The organism is Methanoculleus oceani (assembly GCF_023702065.1).
In the GTDB taxonomy this organism is placed as follows: Archaea; Halobacteriota; Methanomicrobia; order Methanomicrobiales; family Methanoculleaceae; genus Methanoculleus; species Methanoculleus oceani.
Window position 1 is genome coordinate 681,642 of sequence record NZ_QFDM01000001.1, and the last position, 18,278, is coordinate 699,919.

17 protein-coding genes are annotated in these 18,278 nt (G+C 63.8%); 11 read left to right on the top strand and 6 right to left on the bottom strand.

Translation table 11 applies throughout. From position 1 onward, the window contains the following. Positions 1-248 precede the first annotated feature (248 nt). The gene (locus tag DIC75_RS03540; protein WP_250986621.1) at positions 249-1,385 is read right to left on the bottom strand and encodes a CBS domain-containing protein; all 1,137 of its coding nucleotides are present in this window, start codon (positions 1,383-1,385) and stop codon (positions 249-251) included. Positions 1,386-1,437: 52 nt separating this feature from the next. On the opposite strand from DIC75_RS03540, the gene DIC75_RS03545 reads away from it, so the two are divergent. After that, the gene (locus tag DIC75_RS03545) at positions 1,438-1,701 is read left to right on the top strand and encodes a PRC-barrel domain-containing protein (RefSeq protein WP_250986622.1); all 264 of its coding nucleotides are present in this window, start codon (positions 1,438-1,440) and stop codon (positions 1,699-1,701) included. A 41-nt stretch (positions 1,702-1,742) separates the two neighbouring features. Further along, a complete protein-coding gene (locus tag DIC75_RS03550; protein ID WP_250986623.1) occupies positions 1,743-2,477 on the top strand; it encodes a tRNA(His) guanylyltransferase Thg1 family protein in 735 nt (244 codons plus the stop codon). Here the strand turns inward: DIC75_RS03550 and ileS are convergent. After that, positions 2,460-5,639, bottom strand: coding sequence for an isoleucine--tRNA ligase (gene ileS / locus DIC75_RS03555; RefSeq protein ID WP_250986624.1), 3,180 nt, complete (start codon positions 5,637-5,639; stop codon positions 2,460-2,462). The genes DIC75_RS03550 and ileS overlap by 18 nt on opposite strands. Before the next feature lie 520 nt (positions 5,640-6,159). Here ileS and DIC75_RS03560 point away from each other — a divergent pair. Further along, a complete protein-coding gene (locus DIC75_RS03560) occupies positions 6,160-6,642 on the top strand; it encodes a TIGR00725 family protein (protein WP_250986625.1) in 483 nt (160 codons plus the stop codon). Here the strand turns inward: DIC75_RS03560 and DIC75_RS03565 are convergent. The 3 genes from DIC75_RS03565 to DIC75_RS03575 are packed head-to-tail and all read right to left on the bottom strand — an operon-like array spanning position 6,569 to position 9,854. Further along, on the bottom strand, positions 6,569-8,479 hold the full coding sequence (locus DIC75_RS03565) for a molybdopterin biosynthesis protein (protein ID WP_250986626.1): 1,911 nt from the start codon (positions 8,477-8,479) through the stop codon (positions 6,569-6,571). The two genes, DIC75_RS03560 and DIC75_RS03565, sit on opposite strands and share 74 nt — an antisense overlap. Beyond that, positions 8,473-9,675, bottom strand: coding sequence for a molybdopterin molybdotransferase MoeA (locus DIC75_RS03570; RefSeq protein ID WP_250986627.1), 1,203 nt, complete (start codon positions 9,673-9,675; stop codon positions 8,473-8,475). The genes DIC75_RS03565 and DIC75_RS03570 overlap by 7 nt, the downstream gene beginning before the upstream one ends. Further along, on the bottom strand, positions 9,672-9,854 hold the full coding sequence (locus tag DIC75_RS03575) for a hypothetical protein (RefSeq protein ID WP_250986628.1): 183 nt from the start codon (positions 9,852-9,854) through the stop codon (positions 9,672-9,674). Before DIC75_RS03575 ends, DIC75_RS03570 begins: the two co-directional genes overlap by 4 nt. 97 nt (positions 9,855-9,951) lie before the next feature. Here DIC75_RS03575 and DIC75_RS03580 point away from each other — a divergent pair, with 97 nt between their 5' ends. From DIC75_RS03580 to rpl12p, 8 genes are all read left to right on the top strand, one after another. Beyond that, positions 9,952-11,265 carry a D-aminoacyl-tRNA deacylase gene (locus DIC75_RS03580; protein ID WP_250986629.1) on the top strand — a complete coding sequence of 438 codons (1,314 nt, stop codon included), beginning with the start codon at positions 9,952-9,954 and terminating at the stop codon, positions 11,263-11,265. After that, positions 11,262-12,359: a cell division protein FtsZ gene (gene ftsZ / locus DIC75_RS03585; protein WP_250986630.1), complete on the top strand. Its 1,098-nt coding sequence runs from the start codon at positions 11,262-11,264 to the stop codon at positions 12,357-12,359. Before DIC75_RS03580 ends, ftsZ begins: the two co-directional genes overlap by 4 nt. 6 nt (positions 12,360-12,365) lie before the next feature. Continuing rightward, complete coding sequence (locus DIC75_RS03590; RefSeq protein WP_250986631.1) at positions 12,366-12,575, top strand: protein translocase SEC61 complex subunit gamma; 210 nt, start codon at positions 12,366-12,368, stop codon at positions 12,573-12,575. 5 nt (positions 12,576-12,580) lie between these two features. Beyond that, positions 12,581-13,054 (top strand): transcription elongation factor Spt5, encoded by a 474-nt coding sequence (locus DIC75_RS03595; RefSeq protein ID WP_250986959.1) that lies wholly within the window; start codon positions 12,581-12,583, stop codon positions 13,052-13,054. A 197-nt stretch (positions 13,055-13,251) separates the two neighbouring features. Next, positions 13,252-13,728 (top strand): 50S ribosomal protein L11, encoded by a 477-nt coding sequence (locus DIC75_RS03600; RefSeq protein WP_250986632.1) that lies wholly within the window; start codon positions 13,252-13,254, stop codon positions 13,726-13,728. 51 nt (positions 13,729-13,779) lie between these two features. Beyond that, positions 13,780-14,421, top strand: a complete 642-nt coding sequence (locus DIC75_RS03605) for a 50S ribosomal protein L1 (protein WP_250986633.1) — start codon at positions 13,780-13,782, stop codon at positions 14,419-14,421. Continuing rightward, the gene (locus tag DIC75_RS03610; RefSeq protein ID WP_250986634.1) at positions 14,421-15,446 is read left to right on the top strand and encodes a 50S ribosomal protein L10; all 1,026 of its coding nucleotides are present in this window, start codon (positions 14,421-14,423) and stop codon (positions 15,444-15,446) included. The genes DIC75_RS03605 and DIC75_RS03610 overlap by 1 nt, the downstream gene beginning before the upstream one ends. Positions 15,447-15,479: 33 nt before the next feature. Beyond that, the gene (rpl12p, locus tag DIC75_RS03615; protein ID WP_250986635.1) at positions 15,480-15,794 is read left to right on the top strand and encodes a 50S ribosomal protein P1; all 315 of its coding nucleotides are present in this window, start codon (positions 15,480-15,482) and stop codon (positions 15,792-15,794) included. 239 nt (positions 15,795-16,033) lie between these two features. On the opposite strand, the gene hypF is transcribed toward rpl12p, so the two are convergent. Then, positions 16,034-18,247, bottom strand: a complete 2,214-nt coding sequence (hypF, locus tag DIC75_RS03620) for a carbamoyltransferase HypF (protein ID WP_250986636.1) — start codon at positions 18,245-18,247, stop codon at positions 16,034-16,036. Positions 18,248-18,278: the final 31 nt, after the last annotated feature.

Sequence of the window (18,278 nt, forward strand, 5' to 3'; positions counted from 1 at the left end):
CGAGCGTAGCGAGCTTGAGCACCGTTAGGTGCGAGGTGCGAACGGAGTGAGCATGAGAAACTCGAAGAGTTTCGAGGGGGTAGCATCCCCCCTCCCCTGTCTCCTCACACAGGATGGCTCTCCTCAAAAGCCCCCCGCCGCCCGCGCTTCGCGCTCCTCCCGCCCCCCTAGGGGGGCGGGCAGTGCGTGGCGATAGCCGATGGAAATCCGTGCATGGGTTATGCGATGTTTCGGAGGAACGTCGCTTCCTACACCTCCTCTCTCAACTCCATCACCCTGAGCACGTCCGTCCGGGTGACGATCCCGACCAGGGTATCGTCCGCGACCACCGGAATCCTCCCGATGTCCTGGCCCGTTATGATCCTCAGCGCGTCGATGAGCGGTGCCGACGGCAGGAGTGTGGTCGGGTTCCGGGTCATGACGTCCCGCACCTGCATCGCTTCCCGTTCGGCCGGCGATATCTTGTGGACGTCGGCGAGGGCGATGATCCCGACGAGCGATCCCCGGTCCACCACGGGAAAGCCGAGATGCTTCGTCTCGTACATCATCTCCAGCACTCGCGAAAGAGGCGTCGTCGGTTCCACGGTGACGACGGGGCTGCTCATCGCGTCCGCCACGGTGACGTCCTGCAGCAGGATGTTGTAGCGGAGGTAGTTAGCCTCCTGGTTCGCCCCGATGTAGATGAAGAAGGCGATGATGATCAGGATGGGGTTTAAGAGCAGGAGCCCGACGATCCCGAAGAGGACGGCAAATCCCTTCCCGACGTCTGCGGCGATCCGGGTCGCCCGGGAGAGCGGCATCCGCCGGGCGAGCCACGCCCGCAGCACGCGCCCCCCGTCCATGGGGAACGCCGGGAGGAGGTTGAACCCGAAGAGCAGGACGTTTAAGAGACCGAGATAGCCGAAGGTGAAGACCAGGACGCCGGCGATGCCCGGGTCCAGATCGACTGCCGCAAAGACGTAGACCAGGGCGCTGGAGATCACGCCGACTGCAAGGCTCGTGAGCGGGCCCGCGAGCGCCATGGGGAGTTCCACTTTCGGGTCCGGCATCGTCTCCTCCATCTGGGAGACACCCCCGAGGATGAGGAGCGTGATGCTGTGGATCTCGATCCCTTTTGCCTTGGCGATGAGCGAGTGGGCCATCTCGTGGATGAAGACACCGACAAAGAGGCCGAGCGCGACGACGGTGCCGAGGATGTAGGGGTTGAACCCCTCCGTGATCAGCGTCGTGTCGATCGGCACACCGAAGAGGACCTCGATCAACTCGGTCGTGAGCAGGATCTGGCTCCCGATGATCCAGGCAAAGAGGGGGATCACCAGGAGGAAACTCCAGTGCAGTTTGACCGGGATTCCGGCCAGCCTTCCGATCTGTAGCGACGCTTCCATGAAAAGGAGTATCTTTTTATCATTTATAGTAATATACCTTCAGAGGATACCGATGAGAACACAGATCACAGAGATGTTCGGACTTCGCGTCTATACCGACAGGGCTGTCTTTATCGGGAACGTTGATGATGTCGTACTCGATGTGGACCAGAAGAAGATCGACGCCCTTGCAGTCGGCGAGCTCAACCCCGAGATCGGAGAGGTAAAGGGCTACGCAGGAATGCAGATCCCCTTCCGCATCGTAAAGAGCATAGGAGATATCGTCATCGTCCGCCATATCCCCGGGATCTTCAGATCGCCGGCAAAAGATGAGTGACCGCGATATCCGGCCTGTCCGGGGATCTTTGCCGATAGCATATGGATACCAGAGACCGTGAGATATTCTCGAATCTCACCATCTTTCCTCCTGTTTTTGTCAGGCTCGACGGGCGGGCCTTCCACCGCCTGACAAGTACGCTCGATCTTAAAAAGCCGTTCGATCCCGCCTTTTGCGCGAGCATGCGGGCGGTCTGCCGTTACCTCCTCACCGGGAGCGGCCTATCCCCCACGTTTGCCTACACCTTCTCCGACGAGATCAGCCTCTACTTTAAGACGCTGCCGTTCTCCGGGAGGGTGGAGAAGATCGACTCCGTGACCGCCGCGGTTGCGGCGAGCGTGCTGACGATCGAGCTTCAATGTGCCGAACCCATTGCGTTCGATGCCCGGACCATCCCCGCAGCAGGAGAGTTTGCGGTCGAGTACCTCACGTCAAGGCAGAACGAGGCGTGGCGGAACCACATCAACGCCTACTGCCAGAGCGCGCTGGTCGATGAGGGGATGACCACGCGGGAGGCCGCCGCCGCGCTCCGGGGAATGCAGTCCGATGCAATGCACGAGATGATGTTCGAGCGGGGCGTCAACCTGGCGGCGACGCCGGCCTGGCAGCGGCGGGGAACGCTCCTCTACCGCGAAGAGTGCATAAAAGAGGGGTATAACCCCCTGACGGGGGAGACCGTCGAGGCTACGCGAACCTGCATCCGGGAACCGGAGGAGACGCCCCTCTTCTCCACCCCGGAGGGGGTCGCCCTGATCCGGTCACTCACCGGCGCGTGAGATGCCGATCTGCATCTGCACGCCTTCCACGTCCCAGTCCTTCTCGAGCGCAAAGGGTTCCGCCGGCCTCTCTCCGTCGGTGCGGCGGACGGTGAGGGCTGCCGCCCGCACCTCGCCGGCGATCTCGTTCTGCCACTCCTCTTCCCCGATGAGCGAGGCCACCCGCTCATCGGCGACATCCACCGCCGCGACGATGAAATCGTCGACGTTCAGGTCCAGCTGGCGGCGCATCTCCTGGATCCGCCGGATCACTTCGCGTGCATAGCCCTCGGCCTCCAGCGCCGGGGTAAGGGTGACGTCCACGTAGACCATTGCGTCCTTCATGGAGGCGGCAAAGACACCTTCGGGGAGGGCTTCGGTGAAGGTGACGTGGCGCGCGGTGATCTCGTAGCCGTCGAGTCCGACCTTTCCGTCCCGCTCGATGGCGGCCTTCAGGACGGTGCCGTCCGCCTGTTCGATCAGCGCTTTGACCTTCGGCCCCTCCTTGCCGAACTCCGGGCCGATAGCCCGCATCACCGGCTCGGCCTGCCAGAGAATCCTGTCCCATGTCCCGGTAACGACCCTGACCGTACGGGCATTCGCCCGGTTCAGGGCGAGGTCGTTGAGGTCTTCGAGAGCTGCCTTCACGTCAACGCTTTCGGTGACGACCACAGTCTCCGCAACCGGCCAGCGGAGTTTCCGCCTCCCGGCCTGCCGGGCGGTGGCGACCGCATCGTCGAACGACCGGATGACCTCCATGTCGGCTTCCAGATGCAGATCGATCAGGAGGTCGTCCGCCTCGGGCCAGTCGAGCATATGGACGCTCTCCGGGTCTCCTTCCTCGCGGAGGTTGCCGTAGATCTCCTCGGTGATGTGGGGGGCAAACGGCGCGAGGAGCGCTGTCAGGCGGCGCATGACGTAGTAGGAAGTCTCGTAGGCGTACCGCTTCTCCGGCGAATCCTCTTCGAGCCACATCCGGGGCCGGACGAGCTGCACGTACCAGCGGGAGAGGTCCTCGAGGATGAAGGCGGCGAGCGCCCGCGTCTCCCGGTGAAGGTGGTACTCCTGCATGTCCTCCCCGATCGTCCGGGCGAGCGAGTTTACCCGGGAGATGATCCAGCGGTCCTCTTCCGGCATATCGGCGATATGGGTCCGGATGAACGATTCGTCCCAGAGGCCTCCGGCCTCCGATGCCGGCCTGAACGAATCGAGGACCATGTACGGGAGCGGGAACCGGTAGACGTTCCAGAGGATGTTGAGTGCCCGGTGGATGGTCTTCACGCCGTCCCAGTTGAACTTCAGGTCGTCCCAGGGTGCGTTCGCCCAGAGGACGTAGAACCGGAGGACGTCGACGCCGAACTGGTTCATCACCTCTTCGGGCGTCACGACGTTCCCGGTGCTCTTGCTCATCTTGCGCCCTTCGGCGTCGAGAGCGAACCCGTGCATCAGGACGCTCTTGTAGGGGGCGCGGCCGAACGCCACGGTGCTCGCCCCGAGCTGGGAGTAGAACCAGCCCCGGGTCTGGTCCTGCCCCTCGGTGATGAAGTCTGCCGGCCAGAGACGATCGAAGGCCTCACGCTGCCGGGGGAACCCGAGGGTCGCCCAGGATGCGACCGCCGAGTCGAACCAGACATCGAAGATGTCGGCCACCCGGTGCATCTCTCCGCCGCACGAGCACGGTATGGTGACCGCGTCCACGTAGGGGCGGTGGGGATCGGCAACCTTCGCCCCGGACCGATCCTCGAGCTCGGCGATGGTGCCGATGACGGTGTGTCCGCCGCACTGCTCGCAGTGCCAGATGGGGATGGGGATACCCCAGTAGCGCTGCCGGGAGATGCACCAGTCGCGGGAATCCTTGACGAAATCATGGAAGCGGGCGCTCCCCGCCCACTCGGGGTACCACTTCACCTTCGCGATCTCATCGAGCATCGGCTGGCGGATCTCGGTGGCCTTCAGGAACCACTGTGCCGTCGCCCGGTAGATGATGGGGGTCTTGCACCGCCAGCAGTGGCCGTAGCGGTGGGTGATCGTCCGCCGGGCGAGGAGGTAGCCGCCGAGTGCGTCGATGACGACATCGTTTGCGTCCCGGACGTACATATCCGCAAACGCCCCGGCCGCCGGGGTGAAGCACCCGCCTGCATCGACAGGGCAGAAGGTCTCTAGCCCTTCCCGGATGCCGACAAGGTAGTCGTCCCACCCGTGCCCGGGGGCGATGTGGACGAGGCCGGTGTTCTCGAGCGTGACGTAGTCGGCCTCAACGACCCGGTGCCGGATCTCCGCCTGGCGGGGAACCTGGCCGGCGAGCGGGGATGTGTACTCCATCCCGACCAGGTCGCTCCCGCTCAGTCGTTCGAGGACTGTGAAATCCTGGTAACGGCCCATCTTCAGGACGGGCTCGACGAGTTCGTCGGCGATCCAGAGGATCTCTTCGCCGCCGTCCTTCTTCGCCCGCACCCGCGCGTAGGTGAACGCGGTGTTGACCGCCACCGCAACGTTCGCCGGGAGCGTCCAGGGCGTCGTCGTCCAGATCACCAGGAATTCATTCTCGCGCCCGACGATCGGGAACTTGACGAATATGGAGGGGTCGGTCTCGTCCCAGTACTCCACTTCCGAATCGGCGATCGCCGTCTCGCACCGGGGACACCAGTTCACGACCCGGTGGCCGCGCTCGAGGAGCCCGCGCTCGTCGGCCCGCTGGATCGCCCACCAGGCGGACTCGATGTAGCCCGGATCAATGGTCTGGTAGGGGTTGTCGAAGTCGAGCCAGACGCCGAGCTTCCGGAACTGGTCGCTCATGATCTCCATGTGCGTCACGGCAAACGTCCGGCACTGCTCGATGAACGCGGCGATCCCGTACTCCTCGATATCCTTCTTGGAGGTGAACCCGAGCTGGTGCTCCACCTTCACCTCGATGGGGAGGCCGTGCATGTCGTAACCGGCCCGCTCGATGACGTTCGCGCCCCGCATCCGGTGATACCGGAGGATGGCGTCCTTTATGATCTTGTTCCAGGCGGTGCCGAGGTGGATGTGGCCGGTGGTGTACGGCGGCCCGTCGACGAAAAAGAATGCTTTTCCATCCTTCCGCAGCGCCTGGACGCGTGCATAGGTATTTTCGCTCTTCCAGTAATCCTGGACTCGCGTTTCGATGTCACGCGGGTTATAACTGGCGGTGACTTCTTTCACCTCATATCCCTCATATTCAGCACTCTGGTGTACCGTTTGTCCTCGGGGGACAAAGTGTTTTGTACTATGGGGAGTGGTGCAGACTCACGCGAAGCCGTGAAAGGGCGCGACTTGTGACCGTGTGCGACATCGGGGAAGGCTGGAGTAACTGAAGTAGCGCTGAAAGACTCGATACACTGGACCGTGGGAATATCGCCACGCACTGCCCCCGCCCCTTGGAGCGGGGTGCGACTGCTGGAACAGCAGGAGTTTGAGCACCGAAGGTGCGCAGTCCCCTCGGAATCCGTGTACAGAGTTACGACGGGCTGTGGGTCCGGCGTATGATCGCCGGAGATGCTAAGTGTGACCTGAGGGAGTATGAGAGAACCTTTGAATTTCGAGAACAGGAGCTCTAACCTCGAAAATCTGAATCACATCCAGTGGCCCGTAAAAAAAGCATGACCACCCTGGGCGTATCGCTCCCCCCTCTTTTCTCCACCCCGCCCAGCCCTTTATCCCCTAACCCCCCGACTTCCCCACCATGCAGATCGCAGTCATCGGGAGAGGGAACTGCTCCGGGGAAGAGTACGAAGCGGCGGAGACCATCGGCTACCTCATCGCCGGCAACCGCGAGACCGTCTGCTGCGGTGGCCTCGGGGGGGTGATGGAGGCCGTCTGCAGGGGCGCAAAAGAGGCCGGCGGAACGACCGTCGGCATTCTCCCGGACACCGGGGACGGGAACGCCTACCTCGACGTGGTGGTCCGCACCGGGATGGGCCACGCGAGGAACGTCGTCCTCGTCAACTCGGCGGACGCGGTGATCGCCGTCGGGGGAGGCTACGGCACGCTCTCGGAGATCGCAGTCAGCCTCAAGACGGGCAAACCGGTGTTCGGTCTCCTGACCTGGAAGATAGAGGGGGTGATGGCCTGCGCGACGCCCGAGGAGGCGGTCATCCTTGCAGTTCGCGCAGCACGCCTGTCTCGCCCGTCTCGTAGCCCCCGAGATCCCGGAGAATCTGCCTGAACGCCTCTCCCGCGACGGTCTCGACAAGGGCCGCGATCCGGGGGTCGTCGAGCATCTCGCGGTGCATCACGAGTTCGTAGCGCTCCGTCGCCACCGGGACGAACGCGAGACCGAGCGCCTTCGCGGCGCTGTAGACCCCAACACCTGCGTCCGCCTCCCCGGTCCGGACCGCGAGGGCCACCGCAAGGTGTGTCGTCGCCTCGCGCCCGTAGCCCGGGATGGACGCCGGGTCGATGCCGTGCTCCGCGAGATGGTGGTCGAGGAGCATCCTGGTCCCGGACCCCTTCTGCCGGTTGATGAACGTCCGCCCGGGCAGGTCGTCGAACCCGAGTCCGTCGCGCGAGATGACCCCCTGCTGGCGCTGTGCCACGCAGAGGAGGACGAGGTCGGCGCCCGGCATATAGCGCTCCAGGTAATGGGTGTTGTAGGTGCCGTCGGGGGCGAGGAGGTGCATCGGGGCCGCGTGGCACTCCTGCTTTTTTAACGCGATCACCCCGCCCATGCTCCCGGCATGGGTGGAATGGATATCGACGCCTCGCGGCCTCACCAGATCGGCCAGGTAGTCGAGGGCCGGGTCGTGGCTGCCGGTGACGAGCACCGCCTCCTCCGCCTCCGCGCGGGGGACCGTGAGCCGGACGTCGAGGGTCTCCCCGGCCTCGGCACCCTCTTTCTGTGACGGGATCTGCAGGTAGCCGTTCGCCCGCACAGCACTCATCTGGACTCCCGCGCCCCGTGATTGCGGGACCGCAACCCAGCGCTCACCGATCCTGCCTGCCGAGAGGAGGACGAACTCGTCGGTCCCGATATCGGAGTGGAGGCTCGTGGTCAGCCGGGCGGCGACCTGCTCCGGTTCGCGGACCGGAAGGCCGTAGCGGGCGACGAGCGGCAGGACGATCTCGCGGAGCACGGTTGCCGCGGCAAGGGGATAGCCGGGGAGACCGATCACCGGCTTTCCCTCGATCCTGCCGATGATCACCGGCTTTCCCGGCTTGATGGCGACCCCGTGCGCCAGCACCTCGCCGAGATCCCGGACGATATCGGCGGTATAGTCGCGGGTCCCGGCGGACGAGCCGGCCGAGACGAGCAGGATGTCGTTCTCCGCGACGCCGCGCCGGACGGCGTCCCGGATCCGGTCGTAGTCGTCCGGGACGATGGGGTAGCGGTGCGTCTGTGCACCCGTCTCCGCGAGGACGGCCGCGGCCATCAGGGTGTTGCTCTCCACGACCTTCCCGGGCGGGGGCATCTCGCCTGCCGGCACGAGTTCGCTCCCGGTGGGGATCAGGCCCGCCCGGACGTTTTTGACCGCAACCTCCGTGACCCCGTAGTTCGCGAGCGCTCCTGTGTCATGCGGCCGGATCCGGTGGTTGGAGGGGAGGATCATCTCCGACTCGCCGATATCCTCGCCGACCGGGCGGACGTGCTGCCAGGGGCTGACCGGCTTTCTGATGGTGTATGTCTCGCCGTCGCGACGTTCCGTGGGAGCGGAGCGAGAGAAGTCGTCAGACTTCGACCCGACCCAGACATCCTCGATCATGATCACCGCGTCGTAGCCGGGGGGAACGATGTTCCCCGTATTGACCCTCGCCGCATCCGGGAGGGTCACCGGGCGCTGTTCGCTTGCCCCGATAGTATCGGCGCTCCTGACCGCGATCCCGTCCATCGCCGAGATGTGGATGGCGGGGACCGAGAACCGGGCGAATATCGGCGCGGCGGTTATCCTTCCCACCGCCCCGGCGGTCACCGGGATCCGGACGACTCCCGGCACCGCCGAAAAAGAGCGTTCCACGAGTGCCCGGGCTTCAGCGAGCGTTATGACCGAGAGGTAGCGTTTCACCACAGGATCACCTCCACCTCCTCGCCGACCTCGAACCCCTCGCTCGACGCCGGGACACGCACCAGCCCCTCGCTCTGCACCAGGGTGTTGAGGAGCCCCGACTTCCCGAAGACCGGCACGGCCCCGCCGTCCCTGAGAGCGACCCGGACGTAATCTTCCCGCCCGCGGGCGGAGGGAACGTTCTGTGTCAGCCGTGCGCGGACGGTCCGCCGGGAGACGGCGGTCTGCCGCATCGCCGCGAGCAGGTGATCGACGACGGCGACGAGCACGACGAAGGCCGAGGCCGGGTGGCCGGGGAGCCCGATGACCGGCTTTCCCCGCGCCGTCCCGATGATGGTGGGCTTTCCGGGCGCGAGGGCGATCCCGTGCACCAGCACCTCGCCGAGTTCCGCGATGACCGCTGCGGTGTTGTCCCGTTCATCCTTCGAGGACCCTCCCGAGACCAGAACCGCATCGCACCTCTCGAGCGCCGAAGAGACCGCTCTCTTCAGTACCGCCCGCTCGTCCCTGACGATCCCAAAGTAGACCGGGTGGCAGCCCCGCTCCGTCACGAAGGCGCCGGCAAGGTAGGAGTTCGCGTCCCGCACCTCGCCCGGCCCCGGCGTCTCGACGACGGGGACGAGTTCGTTCCCCGTGGATATGATCCCGATCCTGGGGCTCGTCACCACACATACCCGGTCGGCGCCGACCGCTGCGGCGACCCCGATCTCCCGGGGCGAAAGCACGCGGCCCCGCGCGAGGACTCCTTTCCCGGCCGCGAAATCCTCACCCCGGAAGACTACATTCTCACCGGGTGCTACCGGGCGTTGCATCAGGATATCGTCCCCGATCTGCTCGGCGTGCTCGATCATCACCACCGCGTCGGCACCCCCCGGGAGCGCGCCGCCGGTAGGGACGTACCGGCACGATCCCGGGGATATGCTCCCGGCATCCGCATTTCCCATCCCGACCCGGCCCCGGCACTGGAGCATCGCCGGGATGGCCTCGGAGGCCCCGATGGTCTCGGCCGCGGCGACCGCGTAGCCGTCTACCGTCGAACGGTCGAACCCCGGGATGTCGATATCGGCATGGATGTCCCTCGCGAGGACACGATGGAGGGCGTCTTCGAGCGGGACCTCCTCGCACCCGGGTGGAGGCGCGATCCTCCGCACGACCTCTACGGCCTCGCTGACGGGTACGACCTCCAGGAAGAGGCTCATCTGAAGCAGCCCAGCTGACAGCCCCGGATCTTAATTCTCGGTTCGCGCTGGTTGCAGTACCGGGCGATGTCCATCTTCGGGATGCTGTACTTCTCCGATATCTCGAAGGCCTGGGGGCAGGTGATCTCGTCTGTTATACCGTACGCCTCGAATGCTTTCCGTATCTTCTCTTCGTCCATAGTACACACATGATCTGCCTGCAGAGAGATAGGATTTACTGTGGAGGGTCAATCAAGCACTATCATTTAGCATGCATCCCGCCCATGTACGTACCCGATGCGGATCGCGCTGATCAACTCAAAACAGGACATTGCCGGGGCGGCTATCAGGCACCACCTCCGGACCCTGCTCGCGGCGGGCGGGCGGTGGCCGCTTGCGGAACACCATCTGCTGACGTTCCACGAGATCGACGGACGACTGATATACCAGGAACAGGTCGACGAGGGGGTCGATGCCGACCTCATCATCTTCATCTCCCGGCACTCGAGTGCGCAGCCGACGCCCGCCCTGACCGTGCACGTAACCGGCAACTACGAGGCCGCCGATCTCGGCGGGGAACCGGGAACGCTCGCGCCGGCAGCCCCCGCCTGGATGCACGCCATCCTGCGAAACCTCGCCGCCCGGGCCCCGGAGGGCTACCGGGTCTCCTACGAGGTGACGCACCACGGCCCGACGGCGCTCGCGACGCCGTCGCTCTTCGTCGAGATCGGGTCCACCGCCACGGAATGGGCCGATCCGGCCGCAGGGAGAGCGGTTGCGGAGAGCATCCTCTCCGCGGCCCCACTGGAGACGATCAACCTTATCGGCTTTGGTGGGACCCACTACGCCGTGCGGCAGACCGGGATTGCCCTCTCCTCCCGGGGCGCCTTCGGCCACATCGTGCCGACGCGGCAGATCGGCGCCATCAATCCCGGTCTTCTCCGGATGATGCAGGAGGCGGGCTCTGCCGTGGCCGCCTACATCGATAAAAAATCGCTCTCTACCGACCAGATCGGGCGGATCGAGCGGATGCTCGACGACGCGGGGATTCTCCTCCTCTCCGAGTCGGAGATCCTCGCGGCCTCGGGCCTCGAGTGGGCCACCTACCTTGCGGTCCGGGCTCTCGCCGAAGAGATCGCCCCCGGGTCACGCATCCATATCCACGATCTTACAGGAGAGGGAACCCCCGTTGCGGTGCGGATAATCCCCGATCTGATTGAAGAGACGGTAAAAACCGATAAGTCCGGGTTTCTCAACGGTCTCGACCCATTGCCGGCCGTCCATCTCTCGAATGGATCCACGGAAGTGTTATCGACGTTCATCTGCTTTGAAAATGGGTCGTCCCGACTCGCAAGTGATATAACTACCCTGTGTGTAAAACTCTTACTTATCTGTAAAAATGCTGTTATCGACGGTGATCACCTCGTCCTCCGGAAGGTGCGGTTCGACCCCGAGAAGGCGCGCAGACACGGGGTCCCGAAAGGGCCGCTCTTCGCCATGCTTGCCGGCGGGAAAGCGGTTGAGATCGAGGGACGGAAGATCACACCCGATGCAGTGCAGACAACCAGCGCAAAGAGGATACATATCCCGGGATTGGAGAGATACATATGAAATCCATCGTAGAAGAGGCACTTTCACGGGCGCGAGAGGAGCAGCGCTTTGCTGAGCCCATAGAGGTCGACAAGGATCTTGAGGACATCCTCATGGAGCTCCGGACTGAGATCGCAGTCGTCGGGTGCGGAGGCGGCGGTTCGAACACGGTGACCCGGATGGCGGAGGAAGGCATCAACGGGGCGAGGCTGATCGCTCTCAACACCGACGCCCAGCACCTTATCCGGACACGGGCCGAGACCCGTATTCTCATCGGAAGACAGAGGACCCGCGGCCTTGGTGCAGGCTCGATCCCCCAGGTCGGCGAGGAGGCGGCCCTCGAGAACGAGGACGACATCAAGCGGGCCGTCGAGGGGTGCGACATGGTCTTCATCACCACCGGCCTCGGGGGCGGCACCGGCACCGGCTCCGCACCCGTGGTCGCGAAATCCGCCCGGGAAGAGGGCGCACTGACCATCGCCGTGGTCACCCTGCCGTTCACGGCCGAAGGCGCTATCCGGGGTCAGAACGCCGAAGCGGGCCTTGAGCGGCTTCGCGAAGTGGCGGATACCGTCATCGTCGTCCCCAACGACCGCCTGCTCGAGGTCGTGCCCCGGCTTCCGCTCCACGCCGCCTTCAAGGTCTCTGACGAGGTGCTGATGCGGGCGGTCAAGGGCATCACCGAGCTGATTACGATGCCCGGGCTCGTGAACCTCGATTTCGCCGATGTCCGGACCGTCATGGAGCGGGGAGGCGTCGCGATGATCGGGATGGGCGAGAGCGACAGTGAGGACAAAGCCGCCGACTCGGTCAAGAAGGCGCTGCGCTCCCCGCTGCTCGATGTCGATATCTCCGGGGCGACCGCGGCGCTCGTCAACGTGGTCGGCGGACCCGATATGACGATGTCCGAGGCCGAAGGCGTCATCCAGGAGGTCTACGACCGCATCGACCCCGATGCCCGTATCATCTGGGGGGCCCAGGTCGATCCCGATATGCAGGGCAAGATGCGGACGCTTCTCGTCGTCACCGGTGTCCGGTCACCACAAATATATGGGAGAAACGAAAAGAGTATGCCACGCATGATGAAACAGTTTGAGATCGACTTCTTGAAGTGAGCCGGTATGATGGATTATAAAGAGACGCTGGAGGAAGTAAAGTCGTTCAAGATCGAGGAGGAGCTCTTCAAGAAGTACTGGCGCGTGCTGAAGCTGGCACGGACGCCGACTCGCGACGAGTTCTCCAAGATCGCCATCGTGGCGGCGGCCGGGATCATGCTCATCGGCCTTGTCGGCTTTATCATATACGAAATCCTGCTGGTATTGCCCAAATGATGGATATGGCTGAGAGCGCAAACAGAGTCTATGCGATCAAGACGACCGCGAAACAGGAGCGGACGGTAGCCGACAACATCGAGAAGGTGACGAGGGAGCAAAAAGACATCCACGTGATGGCCGTCATGGTTCCCGAGGAACTGAAAGGTTACGTCCTTGTGGAGAGTCCTGACTCCATCGCCCGGATAGAGCAGCTGGTGGAGTTGATCCCCCATGCGCGCGCGGTGGTGCAGGGCTCGACCGCTCTCTCCGAGGTAGAACACTTCCTGGTCCCCAAACCGGTGGTCAGCGGCATTACCGAGGGCACCATCGTCGAGATCATCGCCGGCCCGTTCAAGGGCGAGAAGGCGGTCGTCAAGCGTATCGATACCGGGAAGGAAGAGATCACGGTCGAACTGTACGAGAGCATGGTCCCCATTCCGATCACGGTTCGCGGCGACTCCGTCCGCGTCGTGGAGCGGTCGGAAGACGCCAGCTAATATCACCCCCTCTTCTTTTTGCCCGGGCACGGGCCGTTGCACCGCCGGCGATGCGTTTTACATCCCCCGGTCGCGCCTGCTTGTGCCGGGTCCGGGTGCCGGAGCGGAACCACCGGGCACTGTACTTTAAATCCTCTTACGATGACCTTAGATAACCCAGGCAACTATTCCCCTGAGGAATAAGCTGGTGAACTTGTATGGCAGAAACGGTCGAGGTATTGGTACCCGGTGGCAAGGCAACAGCAGGTCCGCCTCTCGGGCCTGCGCTCGGTCCTCTCGGTATCAACGTGAAGGCTGTCGTCGACGAGATCAACAAAAAGACAGCGGACTTCAACGGCATGCAGGTGCCGGTGACGGTCACGGTCGACGATAAGCGGAACTTCACGATTGAGGTGGGCATTCCGCCCACGACGGCTCTCGTAATGAAAGAGGCCGGTATCGGGAAGGGCTCGGCAGAGCCGGGTGCTTTGGTGGCGGGAGACCTGCCGCTGGAGGCCGCCGTTCGTATTGCCCGTATGAAATTTGATGACATGCTCTCGTACGATCTGAAATCGGCAGTCAAAGAGGTCGTTGGAACGTGCGTGAGCGTTGGTGTCACCGTCGAGGGGAGAAAACCCCGCGAGATGATCCAGGCCATCAATAACGGGGAGTACGACGGCGTGCTCGTCGCATAGATGTCAGACAACCATAGAAGATCATGAGGTCGTGTACTATGGAGGCAAAGGATGGTTGATAAAACCAGTATACAGAAAGCCGTGAAGACGGCACTGGAGAAGGCTCCGGAACGGAAGTTCAAGGAGAGCGTGGATATCACCGTCAACCTCAGGAATATCGATATGTCCCAGCCCAAGAATCGTATCGATGAGACGATTCTCCTCCCGAACGGTTTTGACAACGTCAAGATCGCCGTTCTCGGGAAGGGCGACATTGTCACCCAGGCAAAAGAGGTGAATGTGGAGCTCATCATCGGACCTGAGGAGATCGAGCGGCTCGGGGGAGAACCCCGGGAAGCGCGTAAGGTGGCGGAAGAGTACCGGTTCTTCCTTGCCGAGACGGCAATGATGCCTCTCGTCGGCCGTTATCTCGGTGTCAGGCTTGGCCCGCGCGGGCGGATGCCGATGCCGGTTCCGCAGGGAATGGATATCCGGCCCATCGTTCAGCGTCTGCGCAGTTCCGTGAAGATCCGGACGAAGGACAAGAAGGTCTTCCACACGAAGGTCGGAACTTCCGGGATGGAGCCCGCGGAGATCGCCGAGAACATCGACGCCGTCCTTCACAGGGTCGAGGCCGTCCTGGAGAGCGGGGCACTGAACATCCACTCGGTCTACGTGAAGACAACCATGGGACCGGCAGTGAGGGTGGTCTGATGGCACTTTATACGCATCACCTGCCCAAGTGGAAGAAGGACGAGGTCGACGAGATCAAGCGCGGTATCGAGGAGCACACGCTCGTCGGCGTTGTGGACATGTACGGCATTCCTGCCTCGCAGATCCAGCATATCCGGCGGAACCTCCGCGGCACGGCGAGGGTGAAGATGGCCCGGAACACGCTGATCGAGCACGCTCTAAACGAGCTCGGCGGCAGCGTCGCGGCCTTAAACGACCACGCCGAAGGCCAGAGCGCCCTGATCTTCACGAACGAGAACCCGTTCAAGCTCTTCAAGCTGCTTGAACAGACCAAGACGAAGATGGCGGCAAAGCCCGGCGAGACCGCTCCCGAGGATATCATCGTCCCGAAGGGTCCGACCAGCTTCAAGCCCGGTCCGATCGTCGGCGAGCTTCAGCAGGTGGGCATTCCCGCAGCCATCGAGGGTGGAAAGGTCAAGATTCGCGAGACGAAGACCGTCGTGAAGAAGGGCGAGGTCATCAACAGGAAGGTTGCGGAAGCCCTCGTGAAACTCGGCGTCAAGCCGATGGACGTCGGCCTCATCCTGCAGGCCGCATACTATCGCGAGACCATCTTCACGCCGGATCTCCTGGCTATCGATGAAGAGGCCTACGTCAACAACATCGTGCTTGCGGCCCAGCAGGCGTTCAACCTCTCGGTCAATGCCGTCATCCCGACCCCGCTGACCGTCGGCGCCATCATCGGCAAGGCGGTACGCGAAGCCCGGAACGTGGGCGTCGAGGCGAGCATCTACGAGAAGGATATCGTCGACCTGATCATCGGGCGGGCACAGCGGGAGATGCTGGTCGTCGCGCTCGCGGCGGCAGGCCGTGGGTTCGAGCTCGATGAGGCGACCCTGAAGGCAGCCTCGGCTGCGACCGCTGCGGCACCCGCAGCGGCCCCGGCAGCTGTCGAGGCAAAGCCCGAGGAAGAGGAGACGGAAGAGGAGAAGAAGGAGGAGGAGGAAGAGAGCGGCATGGCCGGTCTCGGTGCCCTCTTCGGCTAATACATTTCAAAGAAAATTACAGGTGAATGAACTATGGAGTATATCTACGCTGCACTGCTCCTGCACAACGCAGGCAAAGATGTAACTGAAGAGAATGTGACTGCTGTCCTGAACGCGGCCGGTGTCGCCGTCCAGGATGCCCGCGTGAAGGCGCTCGTCGCCGCACTCGAGGACGTGAACATCGAGGAGGCCATCAGCAAGGCCGCCGTCGCGCCTGTCGCCGCTGCACCCGCAGCCGCTGCCCCTGCAGCCGCCGCACCCGCAGCCGAGGAAGAGGCTGAGGAAGAGGGGAAGAAGGAAGAGGAAGAAGAGAGCGGCATGGCCGGTCTCGGCGCCCTCTTCGGCTAAACTCTTTTTCTTTCGCGTTCGACGAACCGGACGGGCCGGTTATTTTCAGGAATTCCGGGACGCCCCGCTGTTGTATCATTCTCAAGACTCTTTTGCCGCCATCGCCCCGGTACCGCGTCGCTGCGAAGCATGGGTCGCCAAATGGCGGGGAAAACGGCTGCGAGCCGGCGGTCACCGGTATTCTGCGAAGAAAGGAGATGCCTGCCCGTCAGGCTACGGCCCGGTGCATACGGCCCCTCTCACTCCTCCACGCTCCCCCCGTATACCACCTGCCCGAAACTGATGCACCCGTCGCCGAGGGGATAGTCCCGGTTGATGATGAACTCGAGCCCGGCGGCCCGGATTTCATCCCGGATCGTCTCCCGGATCGCCCGGTTGTAGGCCACCCCGCCCGAGAGCACCACCCGGGGGATCCCACGTTCCTCTGCCGCCCGGACGGCCATCGCGGCGACGCCGCGGGAGAGGTTGTACTGGAACGATGCGGCGATGTCTCCTGCCCGGTCGCCGGCGGCCGACCGCCGGCAGGCCTCCGCGAGGAGCGAGCGGGTCGAGAGAACCTCGCAGCCGTCGTCGCCGCGCAGGAAGTCGAGGTCCCAGGCCGAGGGTTTCCCGGCATACGCCGCCGACTCGAGTTTCATCGCCGGCTCCCCGTCGTAGGTCCGTTCCCGGCAGATCCCGAGGAGGGCCGCGGCGGCGTCGAGAACCCTGCCGGTGCTCGAGGTGGCGGCGACGTTCAATCCCCGCTCCACCTGCCGGGTGAGGACCGCGAGTTCAATATCGCTCCAGCCTCGTGACGCCAGAAGATCCCGGACCCCGGACGTCGGCAGGATGCCGTAGAGCATCCGCTCCGGGAACCGGGTGGCGAGGTCGCCGCCCGGCATCGGGACGACCTCGAGGTGGGCGACCCGGTCCAGATGGGGGACCTTCCCGGCGAAGATCTCGCCGCCCCAGATCGTGGCGTCGTCGCCGTAACCCACGCCGTCTATGGCGATCCCGACGCACTCCTCCCTGGTCGCGGCCGCTATATGTGCCCGGTGGTGCTGGACAGCGAGGAGTTCCGCCCCGGCTGCCTCTGCAACCTCCCTCGCGTAGCGAGTCGAGAGGAACTGCGGATGGAGGTCGTGGACGACGCGGTCGTACCGGGCACCGGTGAGTCCTCCGATCTTCTCCGCCGTCTCCTGCAGGTAGGCGAGGGTCTGGGGGTTCCTGACGTTCCCGACGTGGGGAGAGGTGATGCAGAAACCGCTCCGGTAGACGGAGATGTTCGCGTTCAGCTCCGGACCGACGCCGAGGATGCACGCGCCGCCGAGGTCGATCGCCGTCCGCTTCGGGGCGAGGCCCCTCGATAGGCGGATGATGTAGCCGTCCCTGACGACGGAGTCGTCGCACCGGTTGACGATCCGACGGTTATGGGTGAGGACGTAGTCCACCTGTCCCGGGAGCCGCTCGAGAGCGGTCTCGAGATCGGTGATCATCGGGTAGCCCGGCAGGTTCGCGCTCGTCATCACGAGGAGCGGGTGGGCGAGGTTGGCGAAGAGGAGGTGGTGCAGCCCGGTGTAGGGGAGCATGCACCCGATGGTGTGCAGGCTCGAGATTGCCAGGTGGGATGCGGGGTTCCGCTTCTCGAGCACCACGATCGGCCGTTCCCGGGAATGCAGGATCCGCCGCTCCTCGTCCGATACGACCGCGATCCGCTCGACCTCCTCCGGGGTTGCCATCACCGCGAGCGGCTGCTCCGTCCGGCCCAGGCGGCGTTTGAGTTTCCCTGCCGCCTCTTCGGTGCAGGCGATATGGAACCCCCCGATCCCCCGGATGGCGACGATCGAGCCGGCGTCGAGGAGGGTCGCCGCTTCCCGGACGGGGTCTGCCGTCTCGACCGGCGTCACGTCGGCCCTGAAGAGAGCGAGGTGTGGTCCGCATGCCGCACATGCGATCGTCTGGGCGTGGTGGCGCCGGCACGACGGGTCGGCGTACTCGCTCCCGCAGGCGGGGCAGACCGGGTACTCCGTCATCGATGTCCGCTCCCGGTCGTAGGGGATGGCGTTGATGATGCTGTACCGCGGGCCGCAGTTGACGCAGGACGTAGCCCAGTAGCCTTCATACCGTCCCCCCGCCGTGAAGATATCGGCGATGCAGTCGTCACAGGTGGCGACGTCGGTCGGGATGAATCCCGAGAGGCTCCCGGAACCACTCTCCAGGATCGTAAACCCTTCGGTTGGGCTTTCGCGCAGATTCTGGACATCTACGGAATCTATTTGGGATAACGGCGTACCTTTCGAAACGGCCTCCAGGAACTCCTCGAAGCGGTCCCCGGATGCATGGATCTCCACCTCGCTCCCGAGGTTTTTGACGGTCCCGGTGATCCCGAATTCCCGCGCCTTTGCATAGACAAAGGGGCGAAATCCGACCCCCTGGACGATGCCCCGGATGATGATAGTGCCACGTGTACGCATTGAAATTTCAGCAAAAATTTATGGAGTTATA

What these genes read in the sequence shown, in the direction of transcription:
- rpl12p (WP_250986635.1), top strand. Translation starts at nt 15,480, where the DNA reads ATGGAGTATATCTACGCTGCACTGCTCCTGCACAACGCAGGCAAAGAT.
- DIC75_RS03605 (WP_250986633.1), top strand. Translation starts at nt 13,780, where the DNA reads ATGGTTGATAAAACCAGTATACAGAAAGCCGTGAAGACGGCACTGGAG.
- DIC75_RS03600 (WP_250986632.1), top strand. Translation starts at nt 13,252, where the DNA reads ATGGCAGAAACGGTCGAGGTATTGGTACCCGGTGGCAAGGCAACAGCA.
- DIC75_RS03550 (WP_250986623.1), top strand. Translation starts at nt 1,743, where the DNA reads ATGGATACCAGAGACCGTGAGATATTCTCGAATCTCACCATCTTTCCT.
- DIC75_RS03595 (WP_250986959.1), top strand. Translation starts at nt 12,581, where the DNA reads ATGGCTGAGAGCGCAAACAGAGTCTATGCGATCAAGACGACCGCGAAA.
- DIC75_RS03560 (WP_250986625.1), top strand. Translation starts at nt 6,160, where the DNA reads ATGCAGATCGCAGTCATCGGGAGAGGGAACTGCTCCGGGGAAGAGTAC.
- DIC75_RS03570 (WP_250986627.1), bottom strand. Translation starts at nt 9,675, where the DNA reads ATGAGCCTCTTCCTGGAGGTCGTACCCGTCAGCGAGGCCGTAGAGGTC.
- hypF (WP_250986636.1), bottom strand. Translation starts at nt 18,247, where the DNA reads ATGCGTACACGTGGCACTATCATCATCCGGGGCATCGTCCAGGGGGTC.
- ftsZ (WP_250986630.1), top strand. Translation starts at nt 11,262, where the DNA reads ATGAAATCCATCGTAGAAGAGGCACTTTCACGGGCGCGAGAGGAGCAG.
- DIC75_RS03590 (WP_250986631.1), top strand. Translation starts at nt 12,366, where the DNA reads ATGATGGATTATAAAGAGACGCTGGAGGAAGTAAAGTCGTTCAAGATC.
- DIC75_RS03610 (WP_250986634.1), top strand. Translation starts at nt 14,421, where the DNA reads ATGGCACTTTATACGCATCACCTGCCCAAGTGGAAGAAGGACGAGGTC.
- DIC75_RS03545 (WP_250986622.1), top strand. Translation starts at nt 1,438, where the DNA reads ATGAGAACACAGATCACAGAGATGTTCGGACTTCGCGTCTATACCGAC.
- DIC75_RS03580 (WP_250986629.1), top strand. Translation starts at nt 9,952, where the DNA reads ATGCGGATCGCGCTGATCAACTCAAAACAGGACATTGCCGGGGCGGCT.
- DIC75_RS03540 (WP_250986621.1), bottom strand. Translation starts at nt 1,385, where the DNA reads ATGGAAGCGTCGCTACAGATCGGAAGGCTGGCCGGAATCCCGGTCAAA.
- DIC75_RS03575 (WP_250986628.1), bottom strand. Translation starts at nt 9,854, where the DNA reads ATGGACGAAGAGAAGATACGGAAAGCATTCGAGGCGTACGGTATAACA.